Here is a 13306-nt window from a genome sequence, read left to right as displayed (position 1 = left end):
TTATCCAATCACTTCTAATTTAGCAAAGCGTAATAATAACTTTTTAACACCACCATTGTTAAATTTTATTTCCGCTTTTGTGTCCCCTCCGGCGCCTTCAATTTTTAAAACTTCGCCTTTACCAAAACGCAAATGCTCTACCATATTTCCTACGGCTAATTTACCATCAAATAGATTTGTATTCCCTTTGGTTTGACTTACCGGCTTTAAATTTTTAGAAGTCGGCAATTCCTTCTTCACCACTTTAGAAACGGGTGCTCCTTTCTTTTTAAAAGTAGGTTGAACTGGTTTTTTAAAACGCACTTTATTGGGTTCCGGATCGCCAAAAATATCAGCATCTAGCATCGGGTTAAATCGGCGTTCTTCAATTGGTGTTATAATATCTAAATACTGCTCGTCTATTTCTTCAATAAAGCGACTTGGGTCTGAATCAATCAGTTTTCCCCAACGGTAACGGGATAAAGCATAGGTTAAATAGGCTTGTTTTTCAGCACGGGTTAAAGCAACATAAAACAAACGACGCTCCTCCTCCAACTCACTTCTCGTTCCCATACTCATGGCTGACGGAAATAAATCTTCCTCCAAACCAACTATATATACATACGGAAATTCCAAGCCTTTTGCCAAGTGAATAGTCATTAAAGCTACGTGATCGGCATCGCCTTTATCCGCATCTAAATCGGTAGCCAGAGCCACATCTTCTAAAAACTCTGCTAATGACGCCGTGGCATCTGCAATTTCTTTTTGCCCTTCAACAAAATCTTTAATACCATTTAATAGTTCTTCAATATTTTCCATTCTAGCAACACCTTCAGGCGTGCTATCTTTATTTAATTCACGAATTAAACCACTAGCTTTGGTTACATGTTCCGCCAGATCAAAGGCATTGGCGGTTTGATTCATAACCTGAAAACTCTCAATAAGCGTTGTAAAATCTCGTAATTTATTACGTGCTCCCGAGTTGATATTTACATCTACTTTATCAATGTTTTGAAGGACTTCAAAAATGGTTTTACCGTACCCATTTGCTGCCACAACCAATCTATCCATAGTTGTTTGCCCAATACCACGAGCCGGATAATTAATAACACGTTTTAAAGCCTCCTCATCAGCTGGGTTAATAATTAAACGTAAGTAAGACAGGACATCCTTAATTTCCTTTCGCTGATAAAATGATAAACCACCATAAATACGATACGGAATATCTCGTTTTCTTAAGGCATCTTCAATAGAACGGGATTGCGCATTAGTTCTATACAAAACAGCAAAATCGCTATTTGGCAATTGATTTTGCATTTTATTTTCAAAAATAGAACTCGCTACAAAACGCCCTTCATCACCATCGGTTAACGAACGGTTGACTTTTATTTTAGCACCTTCATCATTGGCCGTCCAAACTATTTTATCAAGCTTGGTTTGGTTTTTATCAATGATGGAATTCGCGGCATTTACAATATTTTTTGTAGAACGGTAATTCTGCTCCAAACGAAAGAGCTTCACATCCTCATAATCCTTTTGGAAGTTTAAAATATTATTAATGTTAGCGCCTCGGAAGGCATAGATACTTTGGGCATCATCCCCTACCACACAGATGTTCTGAAAACGATCTGATAAGGCACGAACAATTAAATACTGCGAGTGGTTGGTATCCTGATACTCATCCACCAAAATGTAGCGGAATTTATCTTGATATTTTGCTAATACTTCGGGGAAACGCGTAAGCAATTCGTTGGTTTTTAATAGTAAATCATCAAAATCCATAACACCTGCTTTAAAACAGCGATCCACGTAATTTTTATAAATTTCGCCTAATCGTGGACGTCTGGCCATTTTATCAGCTTCCATTAATTCTGGATTCTGAAAATAGGCTTTTACAGTTATTAAGCTGTTTTTGTATGATGAAATTCGGGAACGAATCTGTTTCGTTTTATAGATTTCCTTATCCAAATTCATTTCTTTAATTATAGACGCAATTAACCTATCAGAATCTTGGGTGTCATAAATGGTGAAATTGCTTGGATAGCCCAATTTATCGGCTTCAAAACGCAAAATTTTAGCAAAAACGGAGTGGAAAGTTCCCATCCAAAGGTTTTTTGCTTCACTTTCACCAACAATAGTTGCAATACGCGCTTTCATTTCACGTGCTGCTTTGTTAGTAAATGTTAATGATAGGATATTAAAGGCATCCACACCTTGACTCATGAGGTACGCAATACGATACGTCAAGACACGTGTTTTGCCAGAACCAGCTCCTGCAATAACAATCATCGGTCCATCTTTCTGCAATGTTGGCGCAAGTTGCGCTTCATTTAACTGGCTTAAATACTTCTCCAAACTTCTATAATTTTTAAAGTGTGAAAATAACCAATGTTAGCCGTTTAGGCCGTCGGTTTTATGAATAATTATAAACAATTTAATCTGAAAAATTGAGGATTCTATTCAAACGTCATAGCTTTAAGTAATCCAGCTCGCGTATTAATCCAGATATAATTGAAAACCGATTGGTTTTTGTTTCTTTCAATACCTTGCTTGGTAACTTCTTTAAATTGAGATTCGCGATTATTACTGTTTTTGGAAACAAAAATGTTTACTACATCGGATAAAAACGTATTTTTTTCTTTACCACCTTCTTGCAGTACAACCACATCAAAATTTTGATATTTTGTTTTGAAATCAATTTGTGAGAGATTGTCATTACCATCAATAGTTAGATAGGTTTTTTCTAATTCACCTTCCAAACGCACATTTAAATTAGGTTGTAAAAATGTATTTAAATACGATGCTTTCAATAAATCTATTTCTGCCTGGAATAGAAATCTATCTTGAATATTATTCACATCAAACTCCCAATTAGCATGCAATGGCGCATGATCCATAAATTGCGTTTTTATATCCAATGTTGTTTTTGTTGGCGACACATACGTATTACTCACGTTTTTTATTGTGGCATGAAAATCATTAAAATTAACCGTTCCGGCTTGACGATCTGCTTTTACTTTTTCGGAATAACTAATTTTGGTATCCACAATTATAACCTCATCAATAGCTAAATCAAACTTTAAATCTCGCAGCATTTTGCTGTAAAGTGGTTTGATACTCATATCATCAGCTACCAATTTATCACGATATATGTCTGCATCAATTTCTGTTATTAACACCTGCGGACTTTTAATTTGAAGGATGGAGTCCTGACGAAAACCATAATTAAAATCCTTTAGTTGAAATAATTTTATGGTTACATCATAATGATCGCGTTCTACTTTTATAACGCGAGACAATTCTTTTTTGGAATAGTTAGTTTTTATTGAAACATCTTGCAAATTAATTTGTTCCTTTTGAATACTAAATTTTCCTGTTCTTAAATCATCATATTCACCCATTTTAAAAAACAAATTATCAAAAATTAGGTTTAAATTTTCATACGTTATTGGGATTTTTTGATGTTTCGTTTTTTCGTCAAAACGAATATTCTCCAGTGAAAATTGAGTATTTTTCACTTGTAGCATTAAGGAATCTGTTGACACATCATGAATTTGAATGCTTCCGTTTTCTATATTAAAATCATCCAACTTCACGATCTTATTAAACGGTTTGTTAGATTTCGATTTATATGCAGACTTTTGGACTTTCGGGTTGTGGTTATATACAACATGAGGACTTTCTAATTTTAAATCCGAAACATGAATGGTATTATTCATGATATAGTTCCAATAACCAACATCTTCCACCAATAATTGTTTTAGTTTCAGTGTTAGTAAAGTATCATTGGTTGTCTCGCCTATTCTAGAAAATTTAAGCGCATCGACTTCCAAGCTACCCGTAAAAATGTTCACACGTAAATCTGAATACGTGACGCTCATGGTTTTAGGAAGTTCGTTTTCAAGAAAACTTGTTAGTTTATTTTGCACAAACCACTGTACAACAAACAACAGTATAAAAAAACCAATAACTATTCCGAGTCCTATTTTTAACCACTTTTTTCCAGATTTACCCATTTTATAAAGATATCTAATTTTTCAGATTAATTTTAAATATCTTTACGTAAAAATTTTACTCTATGAATGCTTTCCTTGATTTTTTAGGCAACATATCTTGGTGGATGTGGATTATTATTGCGTTAATTTTAGTTGCTATTCGCGATGTGTTTTTTCAAAGACGACACACCATTAGCCATAACTTTCCAATAGTGGGTCACTTCCGTTATATGTTGGAAAAAATTGGACCAGAATTAAGACAATATTTAGTTGCCAATAACCGCGAGGAACTTCCTTTTAACCGAATTGAGCGGAGCTGGATTTACGCCTCGGCAAAAAAACAAAATAACTACGAGGGCTTTGGAACCGATAGAGATATTTATGCACATCAGCATATTTTTATCAATAATGCCATGATGCCTTTTAAAATTCCAGAAAATCATCCGCATACTATAGACCCTACGTTTTTACCTTGTGCCAAAGTAATGGGGCTTTATAACAACCGAAGAAAACCTTATAGGCCAGCTTCTGTTATTAATGTTAGCGCCATGAGTTTTGGGTCTTTATCAGCCAAGGCTGTAGAATCCATGAATAAAGGTGTAAAAATGGCTGACGCTTATCATAACACTGGTGAAGGTGGATTGTCTCCATACCATTCGCATGGTGGGGATGTTGTCTTTCACTTTGGAACGGGTTATTTTGGCGTCCGAAGTGATGATGGTACGTTTTCGATGGAGAAGTTAATAGCCTTGGTTGAAAAGAATCCATTTGTAAAAGCTATTGAAATTAAGCTGTCCCAAGGTGCTAAACCTGGAAAAGGTGGCGTATTACCAGGTGCAAAAATAACGCAAGAAATATCAGATATAAGACATGTACCATTAGGTAAAGACGTGTTATCTCCTCCTACGCACTCTGCCTTTTCAAATGTTCCGGAAATGATGGTTTTTATAGAACAAATTGCCGAAGCAACCGGATTACCTGTTGGAATTAAAGCGGCTATTGGAAAATTAGAGCAATGGGAAGAGTTGGCCGATATTATGGTTAAAACTGGTAAAGGCCCAGACTTTATAACGGTAGATGGTGGCGAAGGTGGAACTGGTGCAGCACCTCCAAGTTTTGCAGATCACGTATCCTTACCTTGGGTTTTTGGTTTTAGTGATTTATATAAAGTGTTTAAAAATAGAAACTTGACAGAACGTATTGTTTTTGTTGGTAGTGGAAAGTTAGGTTTTCCAGCTAAAGCCGCTATGGCATTTGCCATGGGAGCCGACTGTATTAATGTTGCCCGTGAAGCCATGATGAGTATTGGTTGTATTCAGGCGCAAGTTTGCCATACTAATCGTTGTCCTGCTGGAGTGGCTACACAAAATAAATGGCTGCAAAGCGGTATTGATCCAACATTAAAATCTGAAAGATTAGCGCAGTATTTTAAAACCTTTAGAAAGGAATTTATTGAAATTACACACGCTGCAGGATATGAACATCCATGCCAGTTTAAAATGAGTGATGTAGCTGTAAATGTAGACGACCAAACGCTTACTAAAGAATTAGACAGAACCTATATGTACAACAAAACGGTTGTCCCGTTTAAAAGCGTTCAAGACTTGAAAGATTGTCAATATCTAGGCGGCTTTAAAGCCTAATTAAATAAATTTAGAAAGGCTTTTTTGTTTGTTTTAGATATGGGTACTCGGTACTCATTGTCTAAAACTAGATAGCCTTCATTTTCAAAATGACGTACTTTTCCTAAATTTATAATATGCGATTTATGACATTTAAAAAAATTAGCACTTAATAGTTTTTCAAATTTCCCTAAATTGTAAGAGCTTGTTATGGTTACACCATTTATAATATGAATTTTGGTGTAGCCATCATAACCTTCTAAATGAAGAACCTCTTCCTGTGGTATAAAAGAAATCCCCTTTTGGGTTGGAATTATGACTTTATTATTTTTAGAAATATTCTCTTCTAACAGATTCACTAATTTTAAATTATTGGCACTTTCCTTCTTCAATTTAATAACATCCAGAGCTTTATTGATGGCAATAACCAAATCGTCATTATCTATAGGTTTCAACACATAATCAATGGCCGATTTTTTAAAAGCTTCAATAGCATACTCACTATACGCCGTAACAAAAATGACTTGAAAATTAACAGCTGTAAGTTTTGAAAGTAATTCAAAGCCATTTATTCTCGGCATTTGAATATCTAAAAACAGTATACTAACCTCTTGTTTTTCTAATGCAACGATAGCATCTTCAGGTTTTTGATAAGCGCCTAGAATTTCAATTTCAGGAAACAAATTTTCAATTTTTTTCTGTAACCCTTTGAGGTTTGAAATTTCATCATCTACTAATATGGCTGTTATGTTTTTCATTTTTGTTTTTTGGTAATTATAAACACAGATTTGTTGCCTTTATCTACACTGTTTGGATTTAACTCTTCCGTTTTATAATCTATTTTCCATTTTTCAGAATAATTTAAAAAATGCAATCTATCATGCAACACATTGGACGATTTCACATCCTCACTTTGTCTGTTATTGATATTTACAAAACCTACACCATCATCCATAATTTCTACTTTAAAGGTGTGTTCATTCATGTATATAAAATTTAAGGTAACCAAACCATTATCCATTTTGTTAAACACGCCATGGTTTACGGCATTTTCAACTATAGGCTGCAATAGCATGGTTGGAATTTTAGTGTGCTTTGTGTCCAAATTAGGATCTACATGAACCACAAAGTTTAATTTCTCTTTAAAGCGAAGTTTCTCAATTTCTAAATAGTTTTGAAGTAAACTAACTTCTGTTGCTAATGATATTTCGTTTTCTTTTGAAAGTTCAAAAAATTGCCTAATGAGCTTGGAAAACTTCACTAAATATAACTCGGAAGTTTCAAAATTATTTTCTCCTATATAATACTGAATCGCCGAAAGGGAATTGAATACAAAATGCGGATTCATTTGAGACCGTAAGGCCTTTAGCTGTAATTCCGATAAACGTTTATCCTCAAAAATTTTCTGATGCTTTTGAAATTGAGAGCGTTTTACAAAATGTCTTGATATTAATACGATGATAATAATAGCTAGTAAGACCATGGATGCTTTAAACCAAAATTTCTGCCACCACAAGGGCTGAATAGTAAAGCTTACTTGATTAGTGAACCCTTGAGCCACAATAAAAAGCGTGTAGTTCTCTGGTTGAAGATCATTAAAGTTTAAATTATTGGTTGTTGTTTGAGTCCAATCCTTATGAATAGGTTCTAGCTTGTAGTTATAGGATAAATTTTTCTGCCTTTCAGAATAATCTATATTAGAGATTTTAAAGTTTATACTACTATTATCTTCATACTGAAACACCGAATTACGCGTAGTAATAGGTTGATTGTTAAATAAAGCTTCCTCAAAATAAACATCCAATAATTGTGAGGTGTGTTTCTGATTTTTTGGTAAAATAGCAACTCCATTATTGGTACCTATCATGAGTTTCTCTTCATAAACGAGCATATTGTTTACACTATTGGATGGCAGTCCGTTGTCTTTATCTAATAACAATTGAAAAACGAACGTATCATTTTCTTTAGTATATTTTAATACACCAGACTCGGTTGCTAACCAAATGGTATTGTTTTCCAAATAGGCATTATTTACAATTAGAAATTCGGATTTAGGTAACTGTTTTATGGTTTTTAAATCTGTAATATAGGTGCCAAATCCGTCGGTATTTAGCAAAATCTCTGTGTCTGAAATTTTAGTAATACTTAATATGGATTGATTAAATTCTTTGTTATCAAATTGAATTGAAGAAATCATCTCGTCTTTAAATTCCTTTAAACCACTTGATGTGGCTACTAAAAACCTATCATTGAATATCAGCAATTCATTAATCCCACTTTGTAGATATTCGTTCTCAATACTAAATTTTTCAGGGTTAATTTTATTGATTCCTACGGAGAAATGCCCAAACAAATAATCATTATAATAAACGAGCTGACGTGCCTTATCATTCATAAAGTAAACAGGGTCTTGAACATCAAGATCTAAAATCACCTTATTTTTTACTGTTTTAATATGGCGTTTAGACATATAAAACTCCGTATCTAATTCCTCTATATAAGTAGCATTAAAGAGATATTCTTCTTCATCTATAAATGGTGAAAATTCATTTTTGGATTTGTTAAACTTATAAAAGCCTTTATTAAAAACATGAGCTATAATGTTATCATTTACCTTCCCTATACTATTTACTTTCTCGCCTGTTAAACAATATTTTATATTTTGTTTTTCTATGGGTAAATGGTAAACGCCATCTGTAAAAGTACTTATCCAAATAGACCCTGTTTTGTCTATAAGCGCAAAATGGGCTTTTAAATGTTCAGGTATATAATACGTGTTTTTAATGTGAAAATTTTCATCTAAAACACCAACAAATCCGTTTCCAGAGATCTGGATTTTACTGTTTACTATATTTATTCTTACGTGTTTAGATTGCTCTAATGCTAGTTCATCCTTAAAATTCCGATTATGTATTTCTAAAGTATTTAAATTAAGAAGGGAATACTGCTTATCATTTACCCAATAAAACAGACTGTCAGTAATTTGACCTCTTTTATGAATTCTATTTAAAACATCTTTAAAGCCATAACTTTTAATGGTTTTATTGTTTTTATCTTGAACAAAAACAGAATCCAATAATTCTGTTGTTTTAAAACTAGAAATAGTAGGATGGTCAATAAAGCTATTGGCAGCAATAGAGTCTCCTAATCGATACTTCATTAAAAGCTTCCACTTTTCATTTTTTAAAACATGAAATGTATTAGAGCTTGTTAAGAACATTTTATTTCCGACTTGACTTGAATAAATAGGATTAAAAATTTCGCCTTTTAGCTCACTTTCAAAAGCATATACACTATCATTTTCAATAAATCCTAGTTTGGATGATTTAGAGAGGTACCATAATTTTCCATCTGGAGTGGTAAAAACCTCCCAAACATCGTTAGTTGCCAAACCATCTTTGGTGGTAAAAATTCTCATGTCATTCCCATTATACTTTACCAAGCCTTTATCAGTAGCAATCCATAAAAACCCTTTTTCGTCTTGGGCTATTTTATAGATGTGGTTACTGGGCAAGCCATTTTTTGTAGAGTAATTGGTGAATTGCTGTCCATATGAAAAGGTACATGCGAAAAGAAAAGCATACAGAAGATATTTCTTTTTGGTTACTCTTTTTGGCTTCTTAAATAAGATATACAATTCAGAAAAAAAACGCCATAACAAAATGAGAATTATGGTGGTATGGCGCTTTTCATGTTTCAAGGTTTCGTTTTTTATAAAAATAATGTAATCTTTTTTAAATTATTAATATGCAGCAACATCATTTTAATTAGAGATACATGTGTTTTTATCTGTAATATCTCCATGAAAACATATTATCCAGGTTTTTTCTGGTTTTCAATACCCCTTTTGCTACAAAAATTAAGGTAAAGAGTCAGGTTTTTAAAAAACTTTTTACTACTTATTTAAACAAACATAGTTTTTGTATTAGCGAAAAACAATTGCCGTTTAAACAAACCTGTATTTGTCGCAAGGAACTGTCTGTTGTATTTAACGATGATAAATTTTAAAAATAAATATCAAATTTTTGAATAATTGCCATAAAATCCATTAAAAATGCGACTCCTATATGAATAATAATTCCGCCAATAATAGATTTACTGTGTAAAGAAATAACACCTAAAAGGTAACCGCCAAATATTGAGCCTATAATTTCTCCAGTAGGTTTTCCAACATGAAAAAAAACATACAATGCTACCATAGGTAATATAGACTTTGAGCCCAAAATTTTAACCATACTTAAAACAAGAAATCCTCTAAAAAACCATTCTATAGAGATAAAATCTAATAAATATACAGGTTCATAAATAGCTAAAGCATGCATCTTATTTATGGTGTTACCTGCATAACCAATTGAAGGGTATTGATTTAAAAAACCAGGTTGAAATGATGCAATAATAATTACAGGAATTACAAATAGCAAAAGTAAAAAATAGGGTTTCCAACTTAATTTTTTTGTTGAAAAACCATAAAAATTGGTGTTATACTTTTCGAAAAAATAATAGAAAAATAAAATTCCGAAGGAAAATATAAGGGTACGCATTGCTCTAGTGGCTATTTTAATATAAAAAAAAGCTTTTTCAGGTGCAGTATTTTCATAAATCCATTTGTAGTGTTCTAAAAAACCTAATCGTAAACTCACTAAAAGAATAGCAAATATGCTAGTAAACCAAAAACCACGCGATTTTATAAAGCTATAATCTGATTTTGTAAAAACTATTATGGCAATTGTTGCGTAATAAGCAAATCCAAAAAACAAAAAATAAGACACTACAAGTAAAGGCGTATTTATAGTATGACTTAAAAAATTTACGGCAAAATCTGAAACATGATTAATAGAGATAAAAACACTTAAAAACAATATAAAAATAAGGTATGTAGAGGTTTTATAATCTTCTTTTAAATGTGTCCTTATATATTTTACTATGGTTTTCATTCTTAAATGGATTTTAAAAATCTATTCGGTTTAAAAATTTTCATTTATCATAATATTACACGTATTATCCATACCGTTTTTTACAACAATTTCATAAGTTTATAATAGTATCATCACCTTTTGCGTTTTCATAAATTTCATAGGTGTCTGTACCTTCATTTCGACTATTGTCTATTCCCCTACTTTTAATTTTACTACCTTATGGATTAAGAGTTTTGTAATCATCTTATAGTCACAGATTCTGTTCATGTTGTTACTTGGTAAACCAGTACCTATAAAATGATTGGTAATTTATTGGGCAATAGAAAAACTCCATATCAATAGTAAATAAATTGTGATATGGAGTTTTAGATGTTTCAAAGTCTAGTTTGTGTTATTTTCTAGGTATTATCTTCACCATCACAATTACTGTCTATCCCATCATTTAAGAATTCTCTAGTATATGGGTGAATATTAGCATTTGTATCATCACAATCTAAATTATTATGTACACCAGCTGCTGGTGGCGGCAAAGCACTACCTGCTCCATAACCATCGCCATCTGCGTCTGTATAATATTCTACGATGTCTATATCTCCATCACAGTTATCGTCTATTCCATTACCTACAATTTCATCGGCTAATGGATTTACAGCTGCATCATCATCATTACAGTCTCCTGCATAATATGAATATCCGCTAGGTATACTTTCATCAACCAATAATTCTAAAACTTCTCTTTCTTTACCAAAACCATCTCCATCGGCATCTACAAATAAAGTGATAGATATATAACCATTACAATCCTCATCAACTTCACTATCAAGAATTTCTGATGCTCCTGGATTTACAGTTGCATCGTTGTCATTACAATCCGTGTTATCCATTACGTAATTAGCGGGAGCGTAATTGGTTGCGTAAGAAGTGGGGGATTCAGATGCATCGCCATAGCCATCTTGATCTATGTCTGGCCAATAATTTTGGAAATCTTGAGGTGGACTACTTATACCATCCCCACATCCAGAGCCGATAATAAATACAACTCCTACTAATAGTAATGTTGGTAAAATTGTTTTAAATACATGATTTTTCATAATGTTAAGTATTAAGTGTGTTTATATTAATTTGTTTGTAGAATTTATAATAGAAATAAGCGGATATTGAAATAAGGCACAGTGCTATAAATTGGGAATGAGAAAATAAGTTATCTATAATGAAACCGCGTTCGTCTCCTCTAAAGAGTTCTAGTACGCCTCTTCCAAAAGCGTATAACATTAAATAGATTAGGAATACCTGACCTTTAAATTGTTGATGCTTTTTAACAAGTAACAGTATTAACATAATAGTAAATATCATACTGCTCTCATACAATTGGGTTGGGTGCACCTCCATGTTTTGCGTTTCTGGAAAAACCAATCCGAACCCACTTTCTGTTGGAGAGCCATAGCAACATCCTGCCGCAAAACAGCCCAATCGTCCAATTGCATGTACAATAGTTGTGGTTATTGCAAAAATATCTAGCATGGGCAAAACTGGTATTTTATGCCTTTTTAAATACCAAATGACATAAGGAATGATAACGACAAATGAACCGTAAAACACAAAGCCACCTGAAAAGTTATCAGACATTAAGCTTGGATTTTGAAGATACAGCAATGGGTCTTGTAGGTAATAAAATAATTTGCCTCCCACAAAACCAGCAATAAAAATGCAATAGAAAAATGTGTTTGATAGGTTGCTAATTCCCAACTCCTTTTTAGCGCGCCTTTTTGTGTAAATTGCTGCCACCAATGTTCCTAAAGCAATTAAGGCCGCATAAGAGTATATAGTGATTTCCTGCATTCCAAGAATACGTGATAGAAAATCGGGTAGTGAAAAGCTGAAAATTTCTGGAAACATTGAAACTATTGTTTAATTATTTTTTTGGTTGAAATACCTTGCCTAGTTTCTACTGGTAAAAAGTATATAAGTAGGATGAAAAAATCGCCAACAAAAAATAAAATTCCTACTGACGATTTTTGGAGGTTATCGATTAATAGCTCATGCAAAATAGAGTGTAATACTAAACCTACAAACTCTTATAAAAGGAAGTAGCTCTTCCACCCAAGGAACGTTGACTTTCATTCTACGAAGTGAATATTTGTGCTATAATAAAAAACGACTTATGTTTGTGTTTATATAAATCAGAACCATGGAAGGACAAATAATAAACCTGTTAATGTTTACAATTCCAGCAATAATTACTGGATTAATTGCTTTTTACTTTTTTAAAGAACACACAAAGAATGAAGACGGCAGACGTAGGTTTTTGCTTCATAAGGATATGCAGGCCAACACCATGCCTATTCGTTTGCAAGCCTATGAACGTATGGCGCTTTTTTTAGAACGTATTACGCCTTCAAAATTACTGATTCGTGTAGCACCCCTTTCTGCCAATAAAGAAGATTACGAATCTTTATTAATTCAAAGTATAGAACAAGAATTTGAACATAACCTATCCCAACAAATATATTTGACGGACGATTGCTGGAATATTATTACGGCTGCCAAAAATGCAACCATGCAACTTATTAGAAAAGCCGCATTGCTAGAAAAAACAGATACGGCTAACAAACTACGGGAAGTGGTTCTAACGGAAATGATGGAAAAGCGTGCGCCTAGTGATGCCGCTTTATCATTTATTAAACAAGAAGTCGGCGAAATGTGGTAGAAATTTTGTAATATTAACTGTTATATGGAATTTGAAATAAAATGAGATCTTTTCAAATTCATATTAGCATGTATATTGAAAAAACAA

General features: G+C 32.9%; 9 protein-coding genes. 2 read left to right on the top strand and 7 right to left on the bottom strand.

Annotated features, from left to right (window positions below; genetic code table 11):
• A complete protein-coding gene (locus GMA17_RS02755) occupies positions 1–2334 on the bottom strand; it encodes an ATP-dependent helicase (RefSeq protein ID WP_248398899.1) in 2334 nt (777 codons plus the stop codon).
• A 101-nt stretch (positions 2335–2435) separates the two neighbouring features.
• On the bottom strand, positions 2436–3860 hold the full coding sequence (locus tag GMA17_RS02750; protein WP_248398897.1) for a hypothetical protein: 1425 nt from the start codon (positions 3858–3860) through the stop codon (positions 2436–2438).
• 197 nt (positions 3861–4057) lie between these two features.
• On the opposite strand from GMA17_RS02750, the gene GMA17_RS02745 reads away from it, so the two are divergent.
• Positions 4058–5617, top strand: coding sequence for an FMN-binding glutamate synthase family protein (locus GMA17_RS02745; protein ID WP_248398895.1), 1560 nt, complete (start codon positions 4058–4060; stop codon positions 5615–5617).
• On the opposite strand, the gene GMA17_RS02740 is transcribed toward GMA17_RS02745, so the two are convergent.
• The 5 genes from GMA17_RS02740 to GMA17_RS02720 all read right to left on the bottom strand — a co-directional run bounded on the left by GMA17_RS02740 (position 5614) and on the right by GMA17_RS02720 (position 12408).
• Positions 5614–6354, bottom strand: coding sequence for a LytTR family DNA-binding domain-containing protein (locus GMA17_RS02740; RefSeq protein ID WP_248398893.1), 741 nt, complete (start codon positions 6352–6354; stop codon positions 5614–5616). The genes GMA17_RS02745 and GMA17_RS02740 overlap by 4 nt on opposite strands.
• The gene (locus tag GMA17_RS02735) at positions 6351–9296 is read right to left on the bottom strand and encodes a histidine kinase (RefSeq protein WP_248398891.1); all 2946 of its coding nucleotides are present in this window, start codon (positions 9294–9296) and stop codon (positions 6351–6353) included. The genes GMA17_RS02740 and GMA17_RS02735 overlap by 4 nt, the downstream gene beginning before the upstream one ends.
• A 304-nt stretch (positions 9297–9600) precedes the next feature.
• Positions 9601–10530 carry a type II CAAX prenyl endopeptidase Rce1 family protein gene (locus tag GMA17_RS02730; protein ID WP_248398889.1) on the bottom strand — a complete coding sequence of 310 codons (930 nt, stop codon included), beginning with the start codon at positions 10528–10530 and terminating at the stop codon, positions 9601–9603.
• Positions 10531–10910: 380 nt separating this feature from the next.
• Positions 10911–11603, bottom strand: a complete 693-nt coding sequence (locus tag GMA17_RS02725) for a MopE-related protein (RefSeq protein WP_248398887.1) — start codon at positions 11601–11603, stop codon at positions 10911–10913.
• A gap of 4 nt (positions 11604–11607) precedes the next feature.
• Positions 11608–12408, bottom strand: a complete 801-nt coding sequence (locus GMA17_RS02720; protein WP_248398885.1) for a prolipoprotein diacylglyceryl transferase — start codon at positions 12406–12408, stop codon at positions 11608–11610.
• A gap of 292 nt (positions 12409–12700) precedes the next feature.
• Between GMA17_RS02720 and GMA17_RS02715 the strand changes: the two genes are divergently transcribed.
• Positions 12701–13219 carry a hypothetical protein gene (locus GMA17_RS02715; protein WP_248398883.1) on the top strand — a complete coding sequence of 173 codons (519 nt, stop codon included), beginning with the start codon at positions 12701–12703 and terminating at the stop codon, positions 13217–13219.
• The last annotated feature ends 87 nt before the right edge of the window (positions 13220–13306 follow it).

Origin of the sequence: Bizionia sp. M204 (genome assembly GCF_023205095.1) — a bacterium.
Classification (GTDB): Bacteria; Bacteroidota; Bacteroidia; order Flavobacteriales; family Flavobacteriaceae; genus Algorimicrobium; species Algorimicrobium hallyeonense.
This window is presented reverse-complemented; position numbering and strand designations above follow the sequence as displayed.